Source organism: Methylorubrum sp. GM97 (assembly GCF_024347855.1).
In the GTDB taxonomy this organism is placed as follows: Bacteria; Pseudomonadota; Alphaproteobacteria; order Rhizobiales; family Beijerinckiaceae; genus Methylobacterium; species Methylobacterium extorquens.
Genome location: NZ_AP025942.1, coordinates 4,558,747 through 4,583,082, shown reverse-complemented (window position 1 = coordinate 4,583,082; position 24,336 = coordinate 4,558,747). Strand labels below are relative to the sequence as shown.

Genomic DNA, 24,336 nt, shown 5'->3' with positions numbered 1-24,336 from the left:
CGGCGATGGCTCGGGGCGGGCATTCCGGATTCGCATCCCCCGGCAACCCTCCCGCGACCGGAGGTTTGCCCCAAGACGAAGGGGTGAGGAAAGCGCCCCAGAACGCGCGGCCATCGACGATGCTCAAGCCTCTTGCCCTTGCATCGCCCACTCGGACAGGCCGGTTTCCACCTTTTCGGGCCGTGCCCTAGCACATCCGAATTCGGGCTCGAAAGGTGCCGTTGCCGCAGGCCGCCGAATGCGACCGGCTCCGTCCCAAGGCCCGACTGCCGGACATCGACGGAGCGCCCCCGAACGGTGCCGAGAGAGAAGCCCCCGCGCGTGCAGATCCTGGCGAAGGGCCCGTTTCCCGAGGAGCCTCGTGAGGCGGTCGATGCGGTTCGGCGCCGTCGCACGCTCCGCGTTGACGCCCCACCCGGGAGTTCGTCTAAGAGGGCCGCGCAATGCCCCGGATGCAAAGCCTCCGGGCATAGAGCCCGGCTTCGAAACGGCGGGCATCCGCTCGGGTGACGATGCGGCGAAGGAGAGCGCGGCGGTGGAGCGCGGAATGTCGGGTGGGCAACAGGCCTTGCAGCAAGGGGTCGCGCAACGGGACGTGCGTGAGCCGTCGGCCGAGCCCGAGATCGTGTTCGAGACCCGCGGCGAGGCCGGGCTGATCACCCTGACACGGCCGAAGGCGCTCAATGCCCTCACCCTGCCGATGGTGGAGGCGATGCACCGGCAGCTCCGGGCCTGGGCGGGGGATGCGCGGGTCAGCCGGATCGTGGTGCGCGGCTCGGGCGGGCGCGCCTTCTGCGCGGGCGGCGATATCCGCCAGATCCAGGCCCTCGGCAAGGCCGGGCGCCATGCCGACGTGATGGCGTTCTGGCGCGGGGAATACTGGCTCGACGCCGCCGTGAAGTCCTACCCGAAGCCCTACATCGCCCTGATCGAAGGGATCGTGATGGGCGGCGGCGTCGGCATCTCGCTGCACGGCGACGTACGGGTCGCCGCCGAGAACTACAGCTTCGCCATGCCCGAGACCGGCATCGGCTTCTTCCCCGATGTCGGCGCGACCTACGCCCTGCCGCGCCTGCCCGGCTACACCGGGCGCTACCTCGCGCTGACGGGCGCACGGATCGGCGCGGGCGACGCGCTCGCCGTCGGACTTGCGACCCACGCGGCGCGGGCGGAGGATTTCGAGACCATCATCGAGCGGCTGGCGGGGGAGGGGCGATCGCCCGCGCCTTCGACGGCCTCGATGCGCCGGGGACGGAGACCGGCCCCCTCGTCGCCGAGCGAACGCTGATCGATACGTGCTTCTCCGCCGACACCGTAACGGAGGTGCTCGCCCGGCTCGACGCGGCAGCGCGGGACGGCTCCGCTTTTGCCGGCGCGACCGCGGCGACGATCCGCACCCGCTCGCCCACCAGCCTGACCATCGCCCTGGCGCAGATGCGCCGCGGGGCCGACTTGAGCTTTGCCGAGGCGATGCTCGCCGAGTACCGGCTGTGCGAGCGGGTGATGCGCGGGCACGATTTCTACGAGGGTGTGCGGGCGGTGATCATCGACAAGGACAACCGGCCGGCCTGGCAGCCCGCGACCCTGGACGCGGTCGATGCCGGGGCGATCGAGGCCGCGTTCGGCCCGCTCGACGGCCCCGAGCCGCTCTTCGACGGCAGCCAGGGCCCGCATGAAGCGTCGGCCGCCGCGGAGGCCCGGACGTGAGGGCGCTCGCCAAGGTCGGCTCGACCCTCGACGGGCGCGGACGCCCGAGCGCCGGAGCCGGCGACCGCATCGAGGGCACCGCGCCGCGGGCGCAGACCCGCTGGGACGTGGTGCTGGTCTGGTTCATGCGCATCACCGCGCTGGTCTGGCTGGTCAAGGGACTCGCGACCTGGGGCGAGATCCTCGACCTGATTCCCGGCCGGACGCCGTTCGCCGAACTGCCGATGGGACGCCAATCGGCGATCGTCTATTTCGCGGTGATCGACTTCGTGGCGGCGGTCGGCCTGTGGCTGACGAGCGCCTGGGGCGGCGTGGTCTGGCTGCTCGCCGCGACCTCGGCCCTGACGCTGGCGCTGCTGACACCGCAGCTCCTGCCGATGCCGGTGCCGGTGATCGCAGTGCAGGCAAGCATTGTCGCTGTTTACTTCGTGTTATCCTGGCTGGCAGCGCGCGATGTAGGCTGAACAAGAGGTCAACATCATCGTTTCATTTTGCATTTACCGACAGAAGTAAATCGCGAGTTCATCCTGTCGCTTAAATCGGCTTTCATCGGTGCGGCTTAGGTTCACCTCATAAGCGATGCCGGCCAGCAAGAGCCGGACCGAACCGACAGGAAGGCACCACGATGAGCACGAAGGCCGCCAACACCGCCCTCAAGACCACCGACGCCGCCCCGGAGCTTCAGGGTGCCGCCGGCTCCTACCTCGAGGCGCTGCACCTCGTGGAGCGGCTGCACCGCCGCCTCCTCGACGTGATCAAGGACGAGTTCGACCGGCGCGGCCGCGAGGACGTCAACAGCGTCCAGGCGCTGCTGCTCTACAACATCGGTGACAAGGAGCTGACCGCGAGCGAGCTGCGCTCGAAGGGCTACTATCTCGGCTCGAACGTGTCCTACAACGTCAAGAAGCTCGTCGAGGCCGGCTTCCTCCACCACGCCCGCTCCAAGACCGACCGGCGCTCGGTGCGCATCAGCCTGACGCCGAAGGGCCGCGAGATCCACGACCTGATCCAGGGCCTCTACGACAAGCACGCCCGCACGATCCAGCCGATCGGCGGCATCTCCGAGGACGATTTCGGCCGCCTCAACCAAGCGCTCTCCCGCCTGGAGCGCTTCTGGACCGACCAGATCCGCTACCGTCTCTGAGCAAGGCACCGGGACACCGAAAGCAGGAAGGCCGGAGGGTTCTGTCGCGAACCCTCCGGCCTTCCTGCTTTTCGCCGCGTCAGAAGCAAACGAAAAGGGCGCCGCCCTCTCAGGCCGCGCCCCCGTTCTCACCGGATCGAGTCCGGCGACGCCTTCTTAGTTGAAGGTGTCGATCTCAGCGGACTCGTAGGAGGTGACTTCCATGCCGACACAGATCTCGGCAACGACGGGAGCGGACCACTTCATGACGTTTCTCCTGATAGACAAAATTGGTGAAACCGAACCAGCCTGAGGCTGGCGACGCCTTCTTAGTTGAAGGTGTCGATCTCGGCGGACTCGTAGGAGGTGACTTCCATGCCGACGCAGATCTCGGCAACGATGGGGGCAGACCACTTCATGGCGTGTCTCCTGGTAAAGTTTTGAATACGAAGATCGGTCTTTCGACCGGCTCGACCTCGAACTGAGGTGGGCCGCTCGTTCACCGGGTCCCTCGTGTTCGACGCCCTTGATATAGACAATCCGTTGGGCGCAATTCAAGCGGGCCCTACACTTATATTTCTCATAGATTGCTCTCAGAAACGCCCAAGCTGACGCCCAAGAGCGGCATATTTCTGCCGAATGCGCGGAAAAGTGCTGGTCTTTCAAGGATATGGTGCCGATCGCCGCGATCCACAAGCGCATCCGGCCGAACGGCGCGCACGCGCTTTTGCCGGTTTCTCCCGACCAAATTTATCGGAAGTCCGACGCTCCGGGCAGGGGCCGGCGCGCGAAAGGCCAGCCTCGGCCGGAGCGCCTGCCGACGCACCCGCTCTTGTGATGCCGGGGGCGATGCGGCAAAGCGGGGCCCTCGCGCGCACAAGACCTCAAGAGCCCCGAAATGCACGACATCCGCGCCATCCGCGAGAACCCGGAGGCCTTCGACCGCGATCTGGAGCGGCGTGGCCTCGCGCCCCTCAGCGCCGAGCTGATCGCCCTCGACGACGCGCGCAAGGGTGCGGTTTCGGCCGCGCAGGCGGCCCAGGAGCGGCGCAACGCGCTGTCAAAGGAGATCGGCGCCGCCAAGAAGGCCAAGGACGAGGCCCGTGCGACCGAGCTTATGGCCGAGGTCGCCCGCCTGAAGGAAGAGGCACCGGGCCTCGAAGCCGCGCAGGGGGAGGCAGCCAAGGCCCTCGACGAGCGTCTCGCCGCGATCCCGAACCGTCCGAAGGACGACGTGCCCCCCGGCGCTGACGAGCACGGCAATGTCGAGTACCGCCGCTTCGATTCGTCCCGTGAGCGCCTGACGCAAGGGCGTCAGCATTTCGAGCTCGGCGAGGCCACCGGCCTGATGGATTTCGAGGCGGCCGCGAAACTCTCCGGCTCCCGCTTCGTCGTGCTGAAGGGCCAGCTTGCCCGGCTGGAGCGGGCGCTCGGCCAGTTCATGCTCGACCTGCACACGGGCGAGCACGGCTATACCGAGGTGGTGCCGCCGGTCCTCGTGCGTGAGGAAGCGATGTTCGGCACGGCGCAATTGCCGAAGTTCCGCGATGATCAGTTCGCGGCGGGCGAGAATTTCTGGCTGATCCCCACGGCGGAAGTCCCGCTCACCAACCTCGTGCGCGAAAGCATCCTCGCGGAGGACGAGCTTCCCTTGCGCTTCACCGCGCTCACCCCCTGCTTCCGCGCGGAGGCCGGGGCGGCGGGGCGCGACACCCGCGGCATGCTGCGCCAGCACCAATTCAACAAGGTCGAGCTGGTCTCGATCACCGCCCCCGAAAAGTCGGCCGAGGAGCACGAGCGGATGCTCGCCTGCGCCGAGGCCGTGCTGCAGAAGCTCGATCTCACCTATCGCGTCATGACGCTGTGTACCGGTGACATGGGCTTTGCCTCCCAGAAAACCTACGACATCGAGGTCTGGGTGCCGGGCCAGCAGACATACCGCGAGATTTCGTCCTGCTCGGTCTGCGGCGAGTTCCAGGCGCGGCGGATGAATGCGCGTTACCGGGCCAAGGAGGGCAGGGGGGTCGGCTTCGTCCACACCCTGAACGGCTCGGGCGTCGCGGTCGGCCGCGCGCTGATCGCCGTGATGGAGAACTACCAGAATCCCGACGGCAGCGTCACGATCCCGTCGGCGCTCCAGCCCTACATGGGCGGCCTCACCCGGATCGAGGGACCGAAGAACTGATGCGCATCCTGGTCACCAACGACGACGGCATCCACGCGCCGGGCCTGGAGACGCTGGAAGGCATCGCCCGCGCGCTCAGCGACGATGTCTGGGTGGTCGCGCCCGAGACCGATCAGTCGGGCGTGTCGCACTCGCTCTCGCTCAACGATCCGCTGCGCCTGCGCCAAATCGGGGAAAAGCGCTTCGCGGTGAAGGGCACGCCCTCGGACTGCATCATCATGGGGGTGGCCCACATCCTCAAGGACCACAAACCCGACCTCGTGCTCTCGGGGGTCAACCGCGGCCAGAACGTGGCCGAGGACGTGACCTATTCCGGCACCATCGCCGGGGCGATGGAGGGCACGATCCTCGGTATCCGCTCGATCGCGCTGAGCCAGGCCTACGGCGCGGGCGGGCGGGCCAACCTGAAATGGGCCTGCGCCGCCACGCACGGGCCGCGGGTGATCGAGAAGATCCTGGAGATCGGCATCGAGCCCGGCATCCTCGTCAACGTCAACTTCCCCGATTGCGAGCCGGAAGACGTGCAGGGCGTGGCGGTCTCGGCGCAGGGCCAGCGCAATCAGGCGCTCCTGCAGATCGATGCCCGCCACGACGGGCGCGGCAACCCCTATTTCTGGCTCGCCTTCGCCAAGGCGCGGTTCGAGCCCGGCAACGGCACCGATCTCAAGGCGATCGCCGAGAACCGCATCTCGGTGACGCCGCTGCGGCTCGACCTCACCGACGAGCCGGAACTGACCCGCTTCGCCGCGGCGTTCCGGGCGTGAGCGGGGGCGGCCGTCCGGGCCCTCATGCCGCCTGAGGCCGGAGAGCCCGACGAACGGGCCGAACGGCTGTCCGCGGGGCTGGCGGAGGCGACCGGCAACGCCGCCTTCGTGCTGGCCCTGCGCGAGCGGGGCGTGCGCGACACCGCCGTGCTGCGGGCGATGGAACAGGTCCCGCGCGAGCGCTTCGCGCCGCCGGCCCTGCGCCCCCATGCGCGGCGCGACATCGCCCTGCCGCTCGCCTGCGGTCAGACCATGACCGCGCCGAGCATCGTCGCGCAGATGCTCGGCGCCCTCGACCTCGTACCCGGCCAGCGCGTGCTGGAGGTCGGCACCGGCACGGGCTACGTCACCGCCCTGCTGGTGCGGCTCGGGGCCGCCCATGTGCGCAGCCTGGAGCGCTACGAGGGGCTCGCCCGCGCGGCGCGGGCGCATCTGGGGCGCGACCTTTCCGACGTCACCGTCGAGACCAATGACGGGCTCGCGCCCGAAGTCGTACGGGGCGGAAGCTACGACCGCATCCTCGTCAACGGCAGTCTCGCCGCGCTGCCGCCGCACCTCCCCGCCGCGCTCAAATCCGGCGGCCGGCTGGTGGCGGGCTATTGGACCGGGCGGGGGAGCCGGCTCGTGACGCTGACCCGCGACAGCGCCGCCGCCTACGCCCGGACGGAAGGGGCGGCGCTGCGCCTCGGCCCCATGACGCCGGGCCGTGCGCTGGCGCCGTAGCGGCTCGGCAACAGTTCGGCGCGTGCGCGTCGAGGGGCGGTCTCGCCCGCTCGGACGCGTGATCGGCCCCGTTGCCAGACTCCCTCAACCTTTACGGAACCCGCGTGAATCCGATCCCCGCGACGATCTCGGGAACGGTTGCTTAACCTGAATCCCGTTTGAATAGCTCATCACGTTGCGTCAGTGTTTAAGCGGGTGCGTCGATGCGGGTTCGGGGGAAAATACTGGGCTTGAGGACGCTGTCGCGCTTCGCCCTCATCGGTATGATCGGCGGTGGCACCGCTGCTTGTTCGTCGGACGCCTCGCGTCTCGGCGATCCCTTCACCAACCCGTTCGCGTCGCTGACGGGTGAGCCCTCGGCCACCGGCAGCCTGCCGAACGACGGCGTCGAGGGCGAGATGGCGCCGGCGCCAGCGATCCGCACGCCGCGCATCCAGTCCCAGGCGCTGCCCGCTCCCGGCCCGGCCCTGTCGCCGCGCCCCGGCGCGGTCAGTGCCGCCCCGGCCGCGCCCCGGACCGTGACCCGCGTCGCGACGGCCGAGCCGATCTCCGGCGGCATGGCGAGCAACGTGGCCGGCCTGAACCCCGATGCGGGCCGCGCGATGACGCCGCGTGCCTCCGCCCCGGCGCCGCAGCCCAAGCTCCAGTTCGGCAAGCCCGTCGACAAGGCGGCTGAGAAGGCAGCGGAGAAGCGCGCCGCCGAAGCCGCTGCCGCGAAGGCGGCCGAGGCCCGCCGCGACGCCGAGCGGCAGGTTGCCGCCGCCAAGGTCGCCGAGGCCAAGGCGGCCGAAGCCAAGGCCGCGGAAAAGGCGGCGCAGTCGAAGAAGCTCGCCGACGCCAAGGCGGCCGAGGCGAAGAAGGCGGCGGAGGCGGCCAAGCATCCGCGTCCGGGCCAGAAGGGCGCCGAGAAGGTCGCCAAGGCCGAGCCGAAGGTCGATCCGAAGGATGCGGCCAAGGAAGCCGCGAAGGAAGCGGCGAAGGCGGAAGCCGCCCGCAAGGCCGAAGCCGACGCCAAGCAGGCCAAGGCGGACGCCGCCAAGAAGCTCGCTGAGGCCCGCGCCGCGGAAACGGCCGCGAAGGCCGCTGCCAAGGAGAGCAAGGAGGCCGCCAAGGCGTCCGCGAAGGAAGCGGCACCGGCTGCCCCCGTGAAGGTCGCCAGCGCCGACGCCTCCGCCCCGATCCCTGCTGCCGCCCCGCAGGCCGCGGCCGAGTCGTTCCGCTGGCCGGCCAAGGGCCGCATCATCAATGCCTACGGCTCGTCCGGCAACGAGGGCATCAACATCGCCGTGCCCGAGGGTACGCCGGTCAAGGCCGCCGAGGACGGCACCGTGGCCTATGCCGGCTCCGACGTGAAGGGCTACGGCAAGCTGGTGCTGGTGCGGCACAACAACGGCTACGTCTCGGCCTACGCCCATAACGGCGAGCTGGACGTGCGCCCCGGCGAGAAGGTGAAGCGCGGCCAGACCATCGCCAAGTCCGGCGCCACCGGCAACGTCACCTCGCCCCAGCTCCACTTCGAGCTGCGCAAGGGCGCGACCCCGGTCGATCCGATGCCCCATCTCGGCGGCTGATCTTTTCCGATCCTCGCAGACAAAGGGCGGCTCCCCACGGAGCCGCCCTTTTCGTTTTGGGTCTCGTCAGCGCGGCCGGCATGCCCCTCTCCCCGCGTGCGGGGAGAGGGGATATGCGGAATGACTACCCGTCGAGCCGCTGACCCAACCGTCCGGCGAGATCCTGGATGAACTGGAACGCGGTGCGCCCGGAGCGTGAGCCGCGGGTGGTGGCCCATTCGAGCGCCTCGGCCCGCACCCGGTCCGGCTCCACATCGAGCGCGTAGCGCTCCACATAGGCGCGGATCATCGCCAGATATTCGTCCTGGCTGCATTTGTGGAAGCCGAGCCAGAGGCCGAAGCGGTCGGAGAGGGAGACCTTCTCCTCCACCGCCTCGCCGGGATTGATCGCGGTGGAGCGCTCGTTCTCGACCATCTCGCGGGCGAGCAGGTGGCGCCGGTTCGAGGTCGCGTAGAACAGCACGTTGCCCGGCCGTCCCTCGATGCCGCCGTCGAGCGCCGTCTTGAGCGACTTGTACGAGGTGTCGTCGGCATCGAACGAGAGGTCGTCGCAGAACACCAGCCAGGGGTGCGGGTCGTTCCGGAGCAGGCTCATCAGCTCGGGCAAAGCCTCGATGTCCTCGCGGTGGATCTCCACGAGCTTCATCGGCAGCGCGCCCTCCGGCCGGCGGGCGTTGATCTCGGCATGGGCCGCCTTGACCAGCGAGGACTTGCCCATGCCGCGCGCGCCCCAGAGCAGGGCGTTGTTGGCCGGCAATCCGCGGGCGAAGCGCTCGGTGTTCTCCACCAGGGTGTCGCGGGCCCGGTCGATGCCGGTGAGGAGGCCGATCTCGACGCGGTTGACCCGCGGCACCGGGATCAGCCGCCGCTCGGGCCCCCACAGGAAGGCGTCGGCGGCGCTCGTATCCACCTTCGGGACGGTGGGCGGGGCGGCGCGCTCCAGGGCTGCGGCGATCCGCTCCAGAAGCGGCAGGAGATTCGGAATGGGGTCGGCAGGCGTCGGCTCTGAAGCCATGATCTCGGGTCCGGTTGCGGGGGAGGGCGGCCGCCCTCGTTGAGGTGGCGCCTTGTAGGCGAAGGTCGAAAGAAAGGGGAACCGCGGCGGCGCCGGCCCGGATGCATCCCAGGGCTTCGCCCTGATTTTACGACGGCCTCAAGCGCCAGCGGCCGCCTCCGCGGCCTCAGGCTGTCGCTCCGCTCGATGCTGTCCGGGGCTCGCGCCCCGAAAAGCCCGCTCCGCGCGGCGCTCTTCGCGCTTCGAAGCCGCCCGAGCGGCTTCGAAGCGATTGCCCTGCGGATGCATCACCCGCCGTTGCTTTCGAATCGCCCGTCGCTATAGTCCGCGCGCTTTCCGGCAGGTCAGATCTGGCCCGCCGGTCCTGGCATGTCTCTTTTTGGCAAGTCGCTTTCGGCAAGCCGGTTTTGACAAGCCCGTCGTCGCAAGGCACCGGTCCCGCCGGGCCTCACGGGCCGTCTGCCCTCGATCAGGAGTTTCTCGCGTTGATCACCCCCGCCTTCGCGCAAGGAGTCGGTGCCGGAAGCGGCGCGGATGTCGCGTTGCAGTTCGTGCCCTTCGTCCTGATCTTCGTGATCATGTATTTCCTGATCCTGCGCCCGCAGCAGCGCCGGCTCAAGGATCACCAGAACATGGTGAAGAACGTGCGCCGCGAGGACACCATCGTGACCACGGGCGGCCTCGTCGGCCGCGTCACGAAGGTCGCGGACTACGCCACCGAGATCGAGGTCGAGATCGCCCCGAACGTGCGCGTGAAGGTGGTCCGTTCGATGATCTCCGAGGTTCGCGTCAAGGGCGCCCCGGTCAAGGCCTCCTGAGAGGTCACATGAGGGTGCCGGCGCACAGGCCCGGCACCTTTCGGTAAACCCAGTCGGAACCGGGCGGATGTTGCGCTTCTCGAGAACCAAGATTTTCGCGACCCTGGCCATCATCCTGATCGGTCTGAGCCTCGCAGTGCCGAGCTTCTTCTCGAAGGAGCAGCGCGAGGCCTTCGTCAACGCGCTGCCGAAATCGATCCAATGGATGGTGCCGACCCGGGCGATCGTGCTCGGTCTCGACCTCCAGGGCGGCTCGCAGATCCTGCTGGAGATCGATCAGCCCGACCTCGTCCGCTCGATGGTCACCGGCCTGCGCGACGACGTGCGCCGCATCCTGCGCGAGGCCGCGGTTTCGCCGGAGGGCGGCATCCGCGTCATCAACCGCGGCGTCGAGCTGCGCATCCCCGATGCAGCGGCCCGCGCGAAGGTGATGCCGAAGCTGCGCGAACTCGCAGCCCCCATCAACAACCCGCTCGCCGCCGGCGGCCAGACCCTCACGGTCAACGAGGCCGAGAACGGCACGATCCAGATCGTCCTCACCGAGGCCGGCATCAACGACCGCACCCGCCGTGCGGTCAGCCAAGCGATCGAGGTCGTGCGCAAGCGCATCGATTTCGGCGGCACCAAGGAGCCGTCGATCCAGCAGCAGGGCGCCAGCCGCATCCTCGTCCAGGTGCCGGGCCTGCAGAACCCGCAGGAGCTGGAGGACCAGCTCGGCAAGACCGCCAAGCTCGAATTCCGGATGCTGGCCGATTCGCCCTCCGGCGACGTCGACATGCTGGCCTCGAAGGACGAGGGCGGCGCCAAGGTGCCGGTCGAGCGCCGCGTCATGGCCGATGGCAGCGATCTCACCGACGCCCAGCCCGCCTTCGACCCGCAGACCCACGAGCCGATGGTGAGCTTCAAGTTCAACCTGCGTGGCGCCCAGCGCTTCGGTCAGGCGACCTCGGAGAATGTCGGCCGGCGCATGGCGATCGTGCTCGACAACGTGATCCAGTCGGCCCCGGTGATCCGCTCGGCGATCACCGGCGGCACCGGCCAGATCACCGGGAACTTCACTGTCAAGGACGCCAACGACCTCTCGGTGCTGCTGCGGGCCGGCGCGCTGCCGGCCAAGCTCACCGTGGTCGAGCGCCGCGTCGTCGGCCCCGGCCTCGGCCGCGACTCGATCGAGGCCGGCAAGATGGCGACCCTGGTCGCGGGCGGCCTCGTCATCGCCTTCATGTTCGCGACCTACGGCACTTTCGGCTTCATCGCCAACATCGCCCTGATCGTGCACGTCGGCCTGATCCTCGGCTTGATGTCGGTGCTGGAGGCGACGATGACGCTGCCGGGCATCGCCGGTATCGTGCTCACCATCGGCACGGCGGTCGATTCGAACGTGCTGATCTACGAGCGCATGCGCGAGGAAGCCCGCGGCGGCCGCTCCCTGGTCTCGGCGCTTCAGGCCGGCTTCGACCGGGCGTTCGCCACCATCATCGACTCGAACTCGACCATGGCGATCGCCGCCCTGCTCCTGTTCTTCATGGGCTCGGGCCCGGTGAAGGGCTTCGCCGTGGTGTTCATCCTCGGCATCCTCACCACCGTCATCACCGCCGTGACGCTGACGCGCATGATGATCGCGCTGTGGTACAACTGGTTCCGGCCCAAGGCCCTGCCGTTCTAGGGGGCGCCGCCGCCTCGTTCCCGGCGCGGCCCACTGGCCGCGCGAAAGCTGAAATCTCAGGGGATGCGCTCGGAGCGCCCCCTTCGCTTCGAGACCGACCATGCGCCTGCTACGCCTCTGGCCCGACGAATCGCATTTCGACTTCATGCGGTTCCGGCGCGTCACCTTCCCGCTCTCGGCGGTGATGTCGGTCGTGACCCTGGTGCTGTTCATCACCGTCGGGCTCAATTACGGCATCGACTTCAAGGGCGGCACCCTGGTCGAGCTTCAGGCCAAGGCCGGGCAGAAAGCGGACGTCGCCGAGATCCGCCACACCGCCAACGGGTTCGGCTTCGGCGAGACCGAGGTGCAGGAACTCGGCGGCGAGGGTCAGGTGCTGGTGCGCTTCCCGCTCCAGGCCGGCGAGCAGGGCCAGACCGCGGTGATGCAGAAGGCGCACGCCGCCTTCGACGCGAGCTACGATTTCCGCCGCACCGAGACCGTGGGGCCGCGCGTCTCGGGCGAACTCGTGCAGTCCGGCACGATCGGCGTCGTGCTCTCGGTGCTGGCGGTGCTGCTCTACCTGTGGTTCCGCTTCGAGCGGGAGCTGGCGCTCGGCGCCATCGTCGGTACCTTGCACGACATCGTGCTGACGGTCGGCGTGTTCATCATCACCCGCATCGAGTTCAACATGACCTCGATCGCGGCGATCCTCACCATCGTCGGCTACTCGCTCAACGAGACGGTGGTGGTGTTCGACCGGACCCGCGAGCTGATGCGCCGCTACAAGACGATTCCGGTGGTGGAACTCCTCAACCTCTCGATCAACTCCACCATGTCGCGCACGGTGATGACTTCGCTCTCCACCACCCTGTCGCTGGTGGCGCTGGTGCTGTTCGGCGGCGAGGCGATCAAGGGCTTTGCCGTGGTGATGCTCTGCGGCGTGGTGATCTGCACCTACTCCGCGATCTTCGTCTCGACCCCGTCGCTGATCTATATCGGCCTGCGCCTGTCCGGTGCGAAGGCGTCGCAGCGCGAGTCCGGCCTGCCGCAGGCGGCCGAGTAGGGCGCGGCGTGCGGCGGGAGGCGCGAGACCGGTCCGGGACGTCTTTCTCCGCCCCGGCGGTTGAGAGGGGCGCCCGCGCTTCCGACATCCTCCGGTACGGAATGCGGGCGAGCGGAGGCATGGCGTGAGCGAGGGACGAATCCCCGGGCAGATCCACGACGGCTTCCTACCCGGCCGCCACGGCATCGACGCCTACGGCAATGGCGGCTTCCGCTTCGGGCAGATGTCCCACCGGGGCTCGATCCTGCTGCTGCCCTCCGGCGTGCGCGCCTGGGAGGTGAACGAGCCCACCGGCATCGATGGGACGAGCCTCGGCCCGGTGCTCGCCGAGGCCGAGGGGATCGAATTGCTCCTGATCGGCACCGGCGCCGAGATCGTGTTCCTGCCCGAAACTTTGCGCCAGCGCCTCAAGGCCGCAGGCATCGGCCTGGACACGATGCAGACGGGAGCGGCCGCACGGACCTACAACATCCTGATGGCCGAGAACCGCAAGGTCGCGGCCGCGCTGATCGCCGTCTAGAGCCATGCCCGGCTGATTGCATCAGGCCGGGCATGGCTCTAGGTCCTTGTTTTGTCGCGCTTTCTTTCGACGAACCGGCATCCACTTCGTCGGAAAGCGCTTTAAGTTCCGAACGCCGCGTGAGCCCCGCTCCATGACGCGCCCCGAGACCCGAACCGAGACGAGCCCGGAGGCCGGCAACGGCGGACTCGCCTTCGCCTTCCGGCATTGCGAGGAACTGGTGCGCGAGAGCGACCCGGACCGCTACTTCGCGGCCCTGTTCGCGCCCGCCGCCTTCCGGCCGCACCTCTTCGCGCTCTCCGCTTTCAGCCTGACCATCGCCCGCGTCCGCGAGGCGGCCTCGAACCCGATGGCGGGGGAGATCCGCCTGCAATGGTGGCGGGACGCGCTCCAGGGGGAGGCGCGCGGCGACGTCCGGGCCAATCCCGTCGCCGCAGCCCTGGACGATGCGATCGTCACGCGCCGCCTCGGGCGCCAGCCCTTCGTCGACCTGATCGATGCCCGCGTCTTCGACCTCTACGACGATCCGATGCCGCGGGTGAACGATCTGGAGGGCTATTGCGGCGAGACCGCCTCGGCGCTGATCCGCCTTTCCGGGCTGGTGCTCGCCGACGGGGCCGAGCCCGGTGGCGCGGCGGCCGCCGGCCATGCGGGCGTCGCCTACGGCATCACCGGCCTGTTGCGGGCGCTGCCGTGGCACGCGCGTCAGGGACAGGTCTACCTGCCCGGCGACCTGCTGCGCCAGAACGGGGTCACGCGCGAGGACATCGTCTCGGGCCGCGGCGGGCCGGGCCTCGTGCGCACCTGCGCCGAATTGCGGGCGCTGGCACGGCGCCACCTTGCCGCCTACGAGGCGGCCCGCGGCACCATCGCTCCGGCGGCCCGTCCCGCCTTCCTGCCGACGGCGCTGGTCGAGCCCTATCTCGCGGCGATGGAGCGGGCCGGCTACGATCCGCTCAACAGCGTGATCGAGATCCCCCGCTGGCGCCGCCTGTGGCGGCTGTGGCGGGCGGCGCGCACGGGGCGATAGAGACGTTTCACACACTTATAGAAGCTCCTCCCCGCGAAGGGGAGGAGGTCGATGGGGCGGGGCGTCAGCGCGCCTTCTTCGTCAGCTTCTGGGCGATCTCGAACATCTCCTCCGGCGCATAATCGGGCGCGAAGGCCGAGGGGATGCCGGTGAGCTGGTGGATCTTGCCGCCGTCGGGCATGCCCTCCACGATCTCCAGCTCGCCCGGGGGATCGCCCGGCAGGGCGTGCTCGCTGCTGTTCCAGATCCCGGCGATGTCGCGGTAATCGTTCGGGCTCCAGGTGTAGAGCCGGCGATGCGACCCCTCCTGCAGGTACTTCTGGCACTCGGGGATCTTGTCGAGGTTGATGTTCGGGGTCGGCAGGAACTTGTCGAGATCGACGCCGGTGATCTGCTTCAGCGCCAGGGCGTAGGCGTGGGCGTGGACCGAGCCGCGCACCAGCAGGTAGCCGCAGACCTCACGACCGGTCGAGTCGGACAGGGTCTCGTAGACCCGCAGCTTGTGCAGCCGTGCGCCGCATTCGAGGTGGAAGTTGTGCAGGAGATCGACGACGACATTGCCCGTCGAGGTGATGAAGTCGTTGTTCCACGAGGCGCCGTTGCTGTTGATCGGCGCCGAACCACCCCCGTTCGACAGGAAGGCCGCGGCAAGCCGGATGTCCTTCATGTCCTCGAACGGCGCGCCCGAAATGTCGCCCCCGTCCGTCTCGTCGCCGTCGTTGTCGGGCCCGTTGTTGAGCATGGCCACGCCGTTGCTCACGAGCTCGACGTGGCCGAGTTCCTCCGCCGTGATGCTGGAGACGAGGCTGTAGAACGGCTTGAGCTTGTCCTTGCTGCGGAAATTGAAGCTCTGGAACATGTAGTTCCCGAGCGTGGACATCTCGCCGTATTTGCCGCCCAGCAACTCCTGCAGCGCGGCGGCCGCGTTGGGGTCCTTCCGTTTCGGTGCGGGAAGCTCGGCTTGTAGCTTGTCGACGCGCATGAACATGGGAGGAGGCCTCTCGCTGCTGCCGGTCACCACCGGAACGTGCGCCGCAGAAAGCCCCGAGCATCGTCACAGCCAGGATCGGCCCGATGGTCGGAGGTTCGGTCGGGCACTGGGTGTGCGGTCGGAACCGCGCGACGAAGGGCTCTGTTCCCGGCCCCACGCACCGGTTGCAGGTTTAACGCCGGGCCGCTCCGGCCCCCGGACCTGCCATGCGCCGCGGCGTCGCGGTGCGCAAAAGCGTCACCAAGAAAACATCTGTCGATCGTGGGATTGAATACATGATGCCTTGCGTTGAGCGGGCCTAGCGGCTCTGCTAGCACCCTGTGCCAGAAGGTCCCGGCGGAAGATCGGGGCCTGGGAGGAGCAAGGCCCGTGACACCCTGGAATCAGGTCTACGATCCATTCGGGAGCCAATGGCTCTCGACCTTCATGGCGTCGCTGCCGGTGATCGCCCTGCTCGGCATGATCGCGAGCGGCAAGATCAAGGTGCACATCGCCGCCATCCTCGCCCTCGTCGTCGCCTTCCTCGTGGCGGTGGTAGCCTTCGGCATGCCAACCGACCTCGCCGTCCGGGCGACCCTCCTCGGCGTCGTCACGGGCATGTTCCCGATCGGCTGGATCATCCTCAACGTCATCTTCCTCTACCGGCTGACGGTGGAGAAGGGCTGGTTCGCGATTCTCCAGCAGTCGGTGGCCGGCATCACTGAGGACCGGCGCATCCAGCTCCTGCTGGTCGCCTTCGCCTTCGGCGCCTTCTTCGAGGGTGCGGGCGGCTTCGGCACCCCGGTGGCCGTGACCGGCGCCATCCTGATCGGGCTCGGCTTCTCGCCGCTGGCCGCCTCCGGCCTCTCGCTCATCGCCAACACCGCCCCCGTCGCCTACGGCGCACTCGGCGCGCCGGTGCAGGGTCTGGCCTCGGTGACGGGCTACGACCCCTACATCCTCGGCGCGATGATCGGCCGTCAGCTGCCGTTCTTCTCGGTGATCGTGCCGTTCTGGCTGATCTGGGTGTTCGCGGGCTTCCGCGGCATGATCGCGATCTGGCCGCCGATCGCCGTCTGCGGCATCTCGTTTGCCGCGGCGCAGTTCCTGATCTCGAACTACATCAACCCCTGGATCGTCGATATCGGCGCCTCGCTGGTCTCGATGGCCGCCCTCGTCGCCTTCCTGAAGGTGTGGCGTCCGGCCCAGCTGTGGACCTCGCCCGCCCTGCGCGGCCACGACCCGTCGGTCGGCTACGGTGAGCCGCGCCCGGCCTCCCTCGGCGCGGGCGTCCCCGGCGATCTGCCCAAGGTGCATGTCGGCGGCCGCACCGCCTCGTCGAGCGAGATCTTCATGGCCTGGGTGCCGTGGATCATCCTCTCGATCATCGTGGCGATCTGGGGCACCGGCTGGTTCAAGGGCATCGTCAACCCGATCTTCTCGTGGAAGTACGAGGTGCCGGGCCTGCACAACATGATCATGAAGGTGCCCCCGGTGGAGGCCGCGCCGAAGGCCGAGGCCGCGATCTTCAACTTCACCTACATGTCCTACACCGGCACGGGCGTGCTGTTCGCCGCGATCATCTCCGGCATCATCATGCGGTTCTCGCCGGTGCGCCTCGTCACGGCGTATTTCGAGACGATCTGGGTGCTGCGCTACTCGCTCATCACCATCGCCGCGATGCTCGCCCTCGGCGTGCTCACCCGCTACGCCGGCGTCGACGCCACGCTCGGCCTCGCCTTCGCCGGCACGGGCATCCTCTACCCGTTCTTCGGCACGCTGCTGGGCTGGCTCGGTGTCGCGCTCACGGGTTCGGACACGGCCTCGAACGTGCTGTTCGGCGGCCTGCAGCGGATCACGTCCGAGCAGCTCGGACTGTCGGGCATCCTCATGGCCTCGGCGAACTCGTCGGGCGGCGTGATGGGCAAGATGATCGACGCCCAGTCGATCGTCGTGGCCTCGACGGCGACGGGCTATTTCGGCCAGGAGAGCAAGATCCTGCGCTTCGTGTTCTGGCACTCGATCGTGCTGGCCTGCCTCGTCGGCGGCCTCGTGATGCTCCAGGCCTACGTCTACCCGTTCACCGAGATGGTGATCCACCCGGCCGCGACGGCACCCGCCGCGCACTGACCGGCCGGATCAACGGCACGTAAACGAAGCCCGCCCCGAGCGATCGGGGCGGGCTTTTTCGTGGATCGGAATTAGCGTGGGCCGGGCGCGTCCGGCTTTGCAGCCTCGACCGGCGCCGGCCGGGCGAGCCGGCCCTCCTCGGCGCGGTGAACGTATTGGCTCGCCACCAGCCAGCCCTTGAAGAAGCGCAAGGGGAGGGTGCAGGCGATCAGCACCACGGGCAGGGTCAGGGCGAAGTGGAGCCAGACCGGCGGGTCGTAGGTCAGTTCCAGCCACAGGCCGAAGGCGACCGCGGGGATCGCCGTGGTCATCATCACGAAGAAGGCGGGTCCGTCCGCGGGATCGGCGAAGGAGAAGTCGAGTCCGCAGGAATCACAGCGTGGGGCGATGCTTAGAAACCCCTTGAACAGGTGGCCCCGGCCGCAGCGCGGGCAGGCGCTGCGCGCCGCCACGGAGAGCGGCGCCTGGGGCTCGTACCGGGTCTCGGTCGGAATCGCGTCACGGGTGTCGGTCATCACGGTCTCCTGGCGAGGCAACCAAAGCCCGCTGCGATGGTTCGCCAGCGCCCCGCAGGCCACCCATGTAAGCCACCGACGCGGGACCGGATGGATTTTTTCGAGCCGAGATTTTTCCAAGGACCCTGGATTAAATGGCGGCGACAGAGCGTTAATGGTCTCACGCGCGCCACAGCATGCCGCAAACATGTTCCTCCGCCGGATCCGCCGCGACAGCCTGAGCGACCTGCCCGGTCTCGAGACCGGTCGGCTGACGATCGCGCCGCTCAGTGCCGGAGACGCGCGGGCCGTGCACGCGCTCACCGACGATCCGGCGATCACCAGCGCGGTCGATTTTCTCGCCACCCCCTTCACCCTGGCGGACGCCGAGGCACTGATCGCCTCGGGCCGGCATGGGCGCGACCGCTTCCTCGGCGTCTGGAGCCGCGAGCCCGCCGCCCCGCTCGTCGGCGTCGTCGGCACCCATCTGCGGGGGGAGGGCGCGGTCGAGATCGGCTACTGGATCGGCGGGGCCGCCCGCGGCCGCGGCTTCGGGACGGAGGCGGTCTCCGCCATCGTCGGCCTGCTGCGCCGCCGCTTTCCCCGCCGGGCGATCGTGGCCGAATGCCGGCCCGGCAACGTCGCCTCCTGGGGCCTGCTGCACAAGATCGGCTTTCGCGAGACCGGCTCGGAGGGGCACCGCCCCGGCCGCCGCCAGCTCGTCCTCGAAGGCGTCTGACGCCGCAGGCGGTGCCGACGGGCCGGACGGGCGGGATGGACCAAAGACCGGGAAGCGGCGGATCTCGAATCGGCTTAAGATCCGCGAATGGGCCCTCGCCGGCCAAAGCCGGCGCGCCGGAAGACATGATCGCGATGACGGCCAGCGCACAATCGGATATCGGCGGCCACTCCGACGAGGCGGCGCCCCTGGCAGGCGGACAGGCCCTGCGCCTCCTGATCGTCGACGATCACCCCCTTTTCCGCGAGGCGCTGGCGAGCGCCATCGCGCTCGCCTTCCCCGAGGCCGTTTTGCACGAGGCGGACGGCATCGGCACGGCCTGCGAGATCCTGGGCCGGAACCCCGCCATCGACCTGACGCTGCTCGATCTCTCGATGCAGGGCGTGACCGGGTTCGAGGGACTCACCGCGATCCGCACGCGCTTTCCCCGCGTGCCGATCCTGATCGTCTCCGGCGTCACCGATCCGCGCATCATGCACGAGGCCGTTCGGCACGGTGCGGCCGGCTTCGTGCCCAAGGCCGTCGACAAGGCGACGCTGACCCGGGCGATCTCCGAGGTCCTCGGCGGCGCCCTGTTCATGCCGCCCGATCTCGCCGCCGCGCCGGCCCCGGTGCGGGGCGGCGACAAGGCGCCGATCGCCGAGCGGGTCGCCCGCCTGACCCCGCAGCAGATGCGGGTGCTCGGCATGATCCGCCAAGGCAAGCTCAACAAGCAGATCGCCTACGAGCTGCAGGTCGGCGACTCGACGGTGAAGGCCCACGTCTCCGAGATCCTGCGCAAGCTCGAAGTCATCAGCCGCACCCAGATCGTGATCGAGACGGCCTATGTCGATTTCGATCAGGCGGGCGGGGGGTTCTGAGCGGGATTGCCTTCAGGCGAACCGTTTCGCCGCGACGACGCACAGCACCACCCCGGCGGCGACCGCGACCATCGCCCCCTCGACCGGCTCGCCCAGCAGAAGGCCGGCGAGCGCGAGCCCGAAGAAGGGCTGGAGCAGTTGCAGTTGGCCGACCCCGGCGATGCCGCCGAGCGCCAGCCCGCGATACCAGAACACGAAGCCGACCAGCATGCTGAAGACCGAGACGTAGCCGAGCCCGGCCCAGGCCGGCAGGCCGATCCCGGCCCAAGAATCCGGCAGGGTGGCGAGCGCCAGAACGGCCATGGCGGGCGCGGCCAGAACGAGCGCCCAGGAGATGACCTGCCAGCCGCCGAGCCGGCGCGACAGGCGCGCGCCCTCGGCGTAGCCGAGACCGCATAGCAGGATCGCCCCCAGCATCAGCCCGTCGCCCGTCAGGTCGGCGCCGTCGCTGCGCGCCAGGGCGAAGCCCGCCACCAGCACACTGCCCACGCCCGAGAACAGCCAGAAGGCGGGCTTTGGCCTGTCATGGGGCCCCAGCAAACCGAACAGGGCGGTGGCGAGCGGCAGCAGGCCGATGAAGACGATGGAGCGGGCTGAGGTGATGTGCCGGAGCGCCAGCGCCGTGAGCAGGGGAAAGCCGACCACCACGCCGAGAGCCACCACGGCGAGCGGCCCGAGATCGCCCCGCGCCGGCCGCGTCTGCCGCAGCAGAGCCAGGAGCGCGCCTCCGAGCCCGGCGGCGATCACCGCGCGTGAGGCGGTGAGGAAGAGCGGCGTGAAACCGCCGACCGCCACCCGCGTCGCCGGCAGCGAGCCGCTGAAGATAAGCACGCCGAGGAGGCCGTGGCCCCACCCATGCCAGGTCTTTCCGGTCGGATTGTTCGTGTGATGTTCGGGCATCGTTCGTCTCGAAGGGCAATGCGAGGTTAGAACTCGAACCCTGGCGGCGCCAGAAACAGTACCCTACAGTTCAAACCGAACTGTATGGCCCTTTGCGTCCATATGCTTGAGCGACCGCGACATGACGGATGAGATCGTGGGCCGTACGGCGGCCGTGATGACGGCGATCCGTACCAAGCTTGCCGTCCGGGCACTGAGCCCGGGCGAGAAGCTGCCCTCGATCCGCCGCTTCGCCACGACCATGGGCGTCTCGCCCTCAACCGTGGTCGAAGCCTACGACCGGCTCGCGGCGGAGGGGCTGATCCGGGCGCGGCCGGGCGCGGGCTTCTTCGTCTCGGGGGCGGTCTCGCCGCTGGCGCTCACCGAGGCGGAGCCGCAGCGTGAGCGGGCGATCGATCCGCTCTGGGTCTCGCGCCAATCGCTCGATGCCGGTCCGGAGATGCTCAAGCCGGGCTGCGGCTGGCTTCCGGCCGACTGGATGCCGAACGCGGCGATCCGCCGGGCCGTGCGCGGCCTCGCGCAGGCCGGGGACGCGGTGCTGACCGATTACGGCGTCACCCGCGGCGCGCTGTCTCTGCGCCGTCACCTCGTGCGCCGGATGGCGGGGGAGGGGATCGAACTCGGCGCGGATCAGCTGCTGCTCACTGCCTCGGGGACGCAGGCCATCGACCTGATCGGCCGCTTCCTCCTGCGGCCCGGCGACACGGTGATCGTGGACGATCCCTGCTACTTCAACTTCCAGGCCTTGCTGCGCGTCCACGCGGTCCGGATCATCGGGGTGCCCTACACGCCGACGGGGCCCGATCTCGCAGCCTTCGCCGCGGCGCTCGCCGAGCATCGCCCGCGCCTCTACGTCACCAATTCAGCGCTCCACAATCCGACCGGCGCGACGCTCTCGCCGCAGAATGCCCACCGGCTCCTGACGCTCGCGGCGGCGCACGACCTCACCATCGTCGAGGACGACATCTTCGCCGACCTGGAGCCCGAACCCTCACCCCGGCTCGCCGCCCTCGACGGCCTGAACCGCGTGATCCGCATCGGCAGCTTCTCGAAGACGCTCTCGGCCTCGATCCGCTGCGGCTTCATCGCCGCGCGCCCCGACTGGATCGAGGCCCTGGTCGATCTCCAGGTGGCGACGAGCTTCGGCGGCCCGAGCCCGGTTGCCGCCGAGCTGATCGCCGGCGCGCTCGCCGACGGCAGCTACCGCAAGCATCTGGAAGCCTTGCGCCGCCGCCTGTCGCGGGCGCGCCGGGAGGCCACCGCCCGGCTCGGTTCGCTCGGCATCACGCCCTGGATCGTGCCGCGCGGCGGCTTCACCCTGTGGTGCCGCCTGCCGGACGGGCAGGACGCGGCGGCTCTCGCCCGCGCCGGCTTGGCGGAGGGTCTGGTGCTGGCCCCCGGCAACGTCTTCAGCGTCTCGCAGACGGCCGGCAGCTTCATGCGCTTTAACGTGGCGCAGATGACCGATCCGCGGGTCTATGACGGGCTGGCGCGGGCGATGGAGGCAGCGAAGATCCTACCCGCATCCTCACCCTGATCTGCCGCAAAGCGGCCTCGGACGGTCTTCCAGTACCCCGCGCGATCCCTGGAAGCCCGTTCGAGACCTGCGTTTGGCTCCGGCACCTCAGGGTGAGGGCGCTGGCTGGGATGACCTACGGCGACAGCTTGTCGATCAAGCTCTGGATCTTGCCCGGCAGCGGCGTGCCGTCCTGGTGGCTGTAGAGGTCGCGCAATTGCCGGCCGATCTCGGAGAGGCTCATCGAACCTTTGACGATGAGCCGGTCGGCCTGCCGGCCGAGGCTCTCCTTCTCTTCGCTCGTGATCTCCTTGGCGGTGAGCACCACCACGGGGATGCTGTCGCCGTCCGGGCGGCCGCGCAGCGCCCGCAGGAAGGCGAAGCCGTCCATCACCGGCATCATCAGGTCGAGCAGGATCAGGCTCGGGCGGACTTGATCCAGGCTCTCCAGGGCAGCGGCGCCGTTCTCGGCCTCGCGCACCTGCCAGCCATCGCGCTGGAGCGTGCGGCGCACCCGCTCGCGGGCATCGGCGTCGTCATCGACCACGAGCACGCTGCCCTCGCGATCGACGGGGCGGTAGCGCTCCATCGCATCCTTGAGCGCACCCCAATCGATCGGTTTGACCATGTAGTCGGTGGCGCCGAGCACGTGGGCGAGGCTGAACTCGTTGACCACGCTGGTGATGATGACCGGCGTCTCGGCGATCTCGGGATCGGTGCGGATCGCGTGCAGCACCGCCCAGCCGTCCATGCGCGGCATCTCGATGTCGAGCAGGATTGCCCGCGGCTTCAGCGCCCGGGCCAAGGTCAGCCCGGCCCGCCCGTCATTGGCGGTGCGCACGCGGAACCCCTCGCGTTCGAGGAAGCGCTGGAGCAGGTCGCGGGCGGCCGGGTCGTCGTCGACGAGCAGAACCACGTCGTGCAGATGCGCCTCACCCTCGGTGATCTCCTGAACGCGGGCGGCGACGCTTTCCGCCTCGACCTCTTCCTCGTGGGCGGCGAGTTCAGCAGGCAGGCGGATCGTGAAGGTCGCGCCCGCGCCGAAGGTGCTCTCGACGCCGATCGTGCCGCCCATCCGCTCGACGAAGGCGCGGGTGATGGCGAGCCCGAGGCCGGTTCCGCCGAACTGGCGCGTGGTCGATTCATCCGCCTGGGAGAAGCGCTCGAACAACCGGCCGATCTGCTCTTGCGTCAGGCCGATGCCGGTATCCGAGACGGAAAAGCTCAGCCAGTCGGCCCCACCCTCCCGCAGGCGCCGCACACCGAGGATAATCTCACCATCCTCCGAGAACTTCGCCGCGTTGCCGATCAGGTTGATCAGCGACTGGCGCAGCTTCAACTGGTCCTGATGCATGGCGCCCAGGTCCCCCTCGAAATCGAGGCGGAAGCGGTTGCGCTTCTTCGTGATCAGGCTCTGCGTGGCAGCCGTGACATCCTCGATCAGGGACACGACATCGAAGGTCTCCGCGGCCAGGGTCAGGCGACCGGCCTCGATCTTGGAGATGTCGAGCACGTCGTTGATGAGGCCGAGCAGGTGGCGGGCGGACGACTCGATCTTGCGCAGGTCCGGCAGCAGCTCGGCCTGGCCCAGATCCTCCAGCTCCTCGCCGAGCATCTCGGAATAGCCGATCACCGCCGAGAGCGGCGTGCGCAGCTCGTGGCTCATATTGGCCAGGAACTGGCTCTTGGCGAGGTTGGCAGCCTCCGCCGCGGCACGGGCGTGCTCGATCGCGGCCTCGGCCTCCTTCCGGGCGGTGATGTCGATGTTGAGCCCGACCCATTCACGGATGGAGCCGTCCTCGGCGAGCACCGGCACGCCGCGCACCTCCATGTCGCGCCAGACCTCGTCGTGGCGGCGCAGGCGGTACTCGACCTCGAACACGGTCACCCGTTCGACGCATTCGGCCCAGACTTCGGCGACACGCGCCCGGTCGTCGGGATGGATCGCGTCGATCCAGCCCCAGCCCTGATAGGCCTCGTCGCTCTGGCCGGTATAGGCGGCCCAGCTCGGCTGGGGCGGCATCAGCTCGCCTTGCGCGGTCGTGCTCCAGATGACGGCGGCGGAGGCATCCACCAGCGCGCGGAAGCGCTGCTCGGAATGGCCCAGCGCGTCCTGCGCGAGACGCGTCTCGGTGACGTCGGTGTTGGTGCCGTACCAGCGCAGGACGGTGCCCTCCGCATTGCGGACCGGCTCGGCCATCGACAGGAACCAGCGGTAGCGGCCGTCCTTGCCGCGCAGGGGGAAGGTGTCCTGCCACGACTCGCCCGCCGCGATGCAGCTGGCGAAGCGCTCCGCGGCGCGTTCGAGATGGTCCGGGTGGTGCAGCTTGCGCCAGCCATGGTCGGCCATCTCGGCGGGCGTCGTGCCGGTGTAGTCGTACCAGCGGCGATTGTACCAGACGAGGGTGCCGTCGGCCTCGGCGATCCAAGCGAGTTGCGGCAAAGCGTCGGCGAGATTGCGGAAATCGGCCATGGTCGGCCCGGTTTCCGGCACCTTCCCGTCCTGTACGGTCACGGTGATGTCTCCCGTCAGCTTCGTCGGCATCATGGCTTCGTCGGC

The 24,336-nt window shown here is 69.0% G+C and carries 22 protein-coding genes and 1 pseudogene; 16 read left to right on the top strand and 7 right to left on the bottom strand.

The annotated features are described in order from the left end of the window. The first annotated feature begins 547 nt into the window (after nucleotides 1-547). From MSPGM_RS21395 to ldtR, 3 genes and pseudogenes are all read left to right on the top strand, one after another. A pseudogene (locus tag MSPGM_RS21395) lies at nucleotides 548-1,707 on the top strand (enoyl-CoA hydratase/isomerase family protein). After that, nucleotides 1,704-2,171 (top strand): DUF6163 family protein, encoded by a 468-nt coding sequence (locus MSPGM_RS21390; protein WP_003605709.1) that lies wholly within the window; start codon nucleotides 1,704-1,706, stop codon nucleotides 2,169-2,171. The pseudogene MSPGM_RS21395 and the gene MSPGM_RS21390 overlap by 4 nt, the downstream one beginning before the upstream one ends. A 161-nt stretch (nucleotides 2,172-2,332) precedes the next feature. Beyond that, on the top strand, nucleotides 2,333-2,851 hold the full coding sequence (ldtR, locus tag MSPGM_RS21385; RefSeq protein WP_003605707.1) for a transcriptional regulator LdtR: 519 nt from the start codon (nucleotides 2,333-2,335) through the stop codon (nucleotides 2,849-2,851). 156 nt (nucleotides 2,852-3,007) lie between these two features. On the opposite strand, the gene pqqA (MSPGM_RS21380) is transcribed toward ldtR, so the two are convergent. Both pqqA (MSPGM_RS21380) and pqqA (MSPGM_RS21375) read right to left on the bottom strand, forming a co-directional pair. After that, nucleotides 3,008-3,097: a pyrroloquinoline quinone precursor peptide PqqA gene (gene pqqA, locus MSPGM_RS21380; protein ID WP_015857429.1), complete on the bottom strand. Its 90-nt coding sequence runs from the start codon at nucleotides 3,095-3,097 to the stop codon at nucleotides 3,008-3,010. A 62-nt stretch (nucleotides 3,098-3,159) separates the two neighbouring features. Beyond that, nucleotides 3,160-3,249, bottom strand: coding sequence for a pyrroloquinoline quinone precursor peptide PqqA (gene pqqA / locus MSPGM_RS21375; protein ID WP_015824334.1), 90 nt, complete (start codon nucleotides 3,247-3,249; stop codon nucleotides 3,160-3,162). Between the two features lie 479 nt (nucleotides 3,250-3,728). On the opposite strand from pqqA (MSPGM_RS21375), the gene serS reads away from it, so the two are divergent. From serS to MSPGM_RS21355, 4 genes are all read left to right on the top strand, one after another. Beyond that, nucleotides 3,729-5,015: a serine--tRNA ligase gene (serS, locus tag MSPGM_RS21370; RefSeq protein WP_003605706.1), complete on the top strand. Its 1,287-nt coding sequence runs from the start codon at nucleotides 3,729-3,731 to the stop codon at nucleotides 5,013-5,015. Beyond that, a complete protein-coding gene (surE, locus tag MSPGM_RS21365) occupies nucleotides 5,015-5,779 on the top strand; it encodes a 5'/3'-nucleotidase SurE (protein ID WP_003605704.1) in 765 nt (254 codons plus the stop codon). Before serS ends, surE begins: the two co-directional genes overlap by 1 nt. Before the next feature lie 24 nt (nucleotides 5,780-5,803). After that, the gene (locus tag MSPGM_RS21360; RefSeq protein ID WP_015857428.1) at nucleotides 5,804-6,502 is read left to right on the top strand and encodes a protein-L-isoaspartate O-methyltransferase family protein; all 699 of its coding nucleotides are present in this window, start codon (nucleotides 5,804-5,806) and stop codon (nucleotides 6,500-6,502) included. A 203-nt stretch (nucleotides 6,503-6,705) separates the two neighbouring features. Further along, nucleotides 6,706-8,073, top strand: coding sequence for a murein hydrolase activator EnvC family protein (locus MSPGM_RS21355; RefSeq protein WP_043766529.1), 1,368 nt, complete (start codon nucleotides 6,706-6,708; stop codon nucleotides 8,071-8,073). Between the two features lie 124 nt (nucleotides 8,074-8,197). Here MSPGM_RS21355 and MSPGM_RS21350 read toward each other — a convergent pair whose 3' ends face one another. After that, the gene (locus MSPGM_RS21350) at nucleotides 8,198-9,088 is read right to left on the bottom strand and encodes an ATP-binding protein (protein ID WP_003601294.1); all 891 of its coding nucleotides are present in this window, start codon (nucleotides 9,086-9,088) and stop codon (nucleotides 8,198-8,200) included. 485 nt (nucleotides 9,089-9,573) lie between these two features. On the opposite strand from MSPGM_RS21350, the gene yajC reads away from it, so the two are divergent. The 5 genes from yajC (at nucleotide 9,574) to MSPGM_RS21325 (ending at nucleotide 14,167) form a co-directional block, all read left to right on the top strand. Then, nucleotides 9,574-9,906 carry a preprotein translocase subunit YajC gene (yajC, locus tag MSPGM_RS21345; RefSeq protein WP_261925906.1) on the top strand — a complete coding sequence of 111 codons (333 nt, stop codon included), beginning with the start codon at nucleotides 9,574-9,576 and terminating at the stop codon, nucleotides 9,904-9,906. A 67-nt stretch (nucleotides 9,907-9,973) separates the two neighbouring features. Continuing rightward, nucleotides 9,974-11,572 (top strand): protein translocase subunit SecD, encoded by a 1,599-nt coding sequence (gene secD, locus MSPGM_RS21340; protein WP_003601298.1) that lies wholly within the window; start codon nucleotides 9,974-9,976, stop codon nucleotides 11,570-11,572. Nucleotides 11,573-11,672: 100 nt separating this feature from the next. Then, nucleotides 11,673-12,617: a protein translocase subunit SecF gene (secF, locus tag MSPGM_RS21335; RefSeq protein WP_003601299.1), complete on the top strand. Its 945-nt coding sequence runs from the start codon at nucleotides 11,673-11,675 to the stop codon at nucleotides 12,615-12,617. A gap of 124 nt (nucleotides 12,618-12,741) precedes the next feature. After that, entirely contained in the window at nucleotides 12,742-13,137 is a 396-nt protein-coding gene (locus tag MSPGM_RS21330) for an Mth938-like domain-containing protein (protein ID WP_015857426.1), read from the top strand. A gap of 133 nt (nucleotides 13,138-13,270) precedes the next feature. Further along, entirely contained in the window at nucleotides 13,271-14,167 is an 897-nt protein-coding gene (locus MSPGM_RS21325) for a phytoene/squalene synthase family protein (RefSeq protein WP_003601301.1), read from the top strand. A gap of 64 nt (nucleotides 14,168-14,231) precedes the next feature. Here MSPGM_RS21325 and MSPGM_RS21320 read toward each other — a convergent pair whose 3' ends face one another. Next, a complete protein-coding gene (locus MSPGM_RS21320) occupies nucleotides 14,232-15,155 on the bottom strand; it encodes a manganese catalase family protein (RefSeq protein WP_261925905.1) in 924 nt (307 codons plus the stop codon). A 372-nt stretch (nucleotides 15,156-15,527) separates the two neighbouring features. Between MSPGM_RS21320 and MSPGM_RS21315 the strand changes: the two genes are divergently transcribed. Then, a complete protein-coding gene (locus tag MSPGM_RS21315) occupies nucleotides 15,528-17,267 on the top strand; it encodes an L-lactate permease (protein WP_003601303.1) in 1,740 nt (579 codons plus the stop codon). Nucleotides 17,268-17,338: 71 nt separating this feature from the next. Here the strand turns inward: MSPGM_RS21315 and MSPGM_RS21310 are convergent, their stop codons facing one another. Next, a complete protein-coding gene (locus MSPGM_RS21310) occupies nucleotides 17,339-17,782 on the bottom strand; it encodes a DUF983 domain-containing protein (protein ID WP_003601304.1) in 444 nt (147 codons plus the stop codon). Nucleotides 17,783-17,969: 187 nt separating this feature from the next. Between MSPGM_RS21310 and MSPGM_RS21305 the strand changes: the two genes are divergently transcribed. Both MSPGM_RS21305 and MSPGM_RS21300 read left to right on the top strand, forming a co-directional pair. Beyond that, nucleotides 17,970-18,500, top strand: coding sequence for a GNAT family N-acetyltransferase (locus MSPGM_RS21305; RefSeq protein ID WP_015857425.1), 531 nt, complete (start codon nucleotides 17,970-17,972; stop codon nucleotides 18,498-18,500). A 125-nt stretch (nucleotides 18,501-18,625) separates the two neighbouring features. After that, a complete protein-coding gene (locus tag MSPGM_RS21300) occupies nucleotides 18,626-19,360 on the top strand; it encodes a response regulator (protein ID WP_003601306.1) in 735 nt (244 codons plus the stop codon). Nucleotides 19,361-19,372: 12 nt separating this feature from the next. Here MSPGM_RS21300 and MSPGM_RS21295 read toward each other — a convergent pair whose 3' ends face one another. Further along, a complete protein-coding gene (locus MSPGM_RS21295) occupies nucleotides 19,373-20,260 on the bottom strand; it encodes a DMT family transporter (RefSeq protein ID WP_003601308.1) in 888 nt (295 codons plus the stop codon). Nucleotides 20,261-20,381: 121 nt separating this feature from the next. On the opposite strand from MSPGM_RS21295, the gene MSPGM_RS21290 reads away from it, so the two are divergent. Continuing rightward, complete coding sequence (locus tag MSPGM_RS21290) at nucleotides 20,382-21,797, top strand: PLP-dependent aminotransferase family protein (RefSeq protein WP_003601309.1); 1,416 nt, start codon at nucleotides 20,382-20,384, stop codon at nucleotides 21,795-21,797. Nucleotides 21,798-21,912: 115 nt separating this feature from the next. On the opposite strand, the gene MSPGM_RS21285 is transcribed toward MSPGM_RS21290, so the two are convergent. After that, the gene (locus MSPGM_RS21285; RefSeq protein ID WP_261925904.1) at nucleotides 21,913-24,321 is read right to left on the bottom strand and encodes a response regulator; all 2,409 of its coding nucleotides are present in this window, start codon (nucleotides 24,319-24,321) and stop codon (nucleotides 21,913-21,915) included. Nucleotides 24,322-24,336 lie beyond the last annotated feature (15 nt).

Coding starts and splice junctions, on each gene's coding strand:
- ldtR (WP_003605707.1), top strand. CDS start 2,333: ATGAGCACGAAGGCCGCCAACACCGCCCTCAAGACCACCGACGCCGCC.
- pqqA (WP_015857429.1), bottom strand. CDS start 3,097: ATGAAGTGGTCCGCTCCCGTCGTTGCCGAGATCTGTGTCGGCATGGAA.
- pqqA (WP_015824334.1), bottom strand. CDS start 3,249: ATGAAGTGGTCTGCCCCCATCGTTGCCGAGATCTGCGTCGGCATGGAA.
- serS (WP_003605706.1), top strand. CDS start 3,729: ATGCACGACATCCGCGCCATCCGCGAGAACCCGGAGGCCTTCGACCGC.
- surE (WP_003605704.1), top strand. CDS start 5,015: ATGCGCATCCTGGTCACCAACGACGACGGCATCCACGCGCCGGGCCTG.
- MSPGM_RS21360 (WP_015857428.1), top strand. CDS start 5,804: ATGCCGCCTGAGGCCGGAGAGCCCGACGAACGGGCCGAACGGCTGTCC.
- MSPGM_RS21355 (WP_043766529.1), top strand. CDS start 6,706: ATGCGGGTTCGGGGGAAAATACTGGGCTTGAGGACGCTGTCGCGCTTC.
- MSPGM_RS21350 (WP_003601294.1), bottom strand. CDS start 9,088: ATGGCTTCAGAGCCGACGCCTGCCGACCCCATTCCGAATCTCCTGCCG.
- secD (WP_003601298.1), top strand. CDS start 9,974: ATGTTGCGCTTCTCGAGAACCAAGATTTTCGCGACCCTGGCCATCATC.
- secF (WP_003601299.1), top strand. CDS start 11,673: ATGCGCCTGCTACGCCTCTGGCCCGACGAATCGCATTTCGACTTCATG.
- MSPGM_RS21325 (WP_003601301.1), top strand. CDS start 13,271: ATGACGCGCCCCGAGACCCGAACCGAGACGAGCCCGGAGGCCGGCAAC.
- MSPGM_RS21320 (WP_261925905.1), bottom strand. CDS start 15,155: ATGTTCATGCGCGTCGACAAGCTACAAGCCGAGCTTCCCGCACCGAAA.
- MSPGM_RS21310 (WP_003601304.1), bottom strand. CDS start 17,782: ATGACCGACACCCGTGACGCGATTCCGACCGAGACCCGGTACGAGCCC.
- MSPGM_RS21305 (WP_015857425.1), top strand. CDS start 17,970: ATGTTCCTCCGCCGGATCCGCCGCGACAGCCTGAGCGACCTGCCCGGT.
- MSPGM_RS21300 (WP_003601306.1), top strand. CDS start 18,626: ATGATCGCGATGACGGCCAGCGCACAATCGGATATCGGCGGCCACTCC.
- MSPGM_RS21295 (WP_003601308.1), bottom strand. CDS start 20,260: ATGCCCGAACATCACACGAACAATCCGACCGGAAAGACCTGGCATGGG.
- MSPGM_RS21290 (WP_003601309.1), top strand. CDS start 20,382: ATGACGGATGAGATCGTGGGCCGTACGGCGGCCGTGATGACGGCGATC.
- MSPGM_RS21285 (WP_261925904.1), bottom strand. CDS start 24,321: ATGCCGACGAAGCTGACGGGAGACATCACCGTGACCGTACAGGACGGG.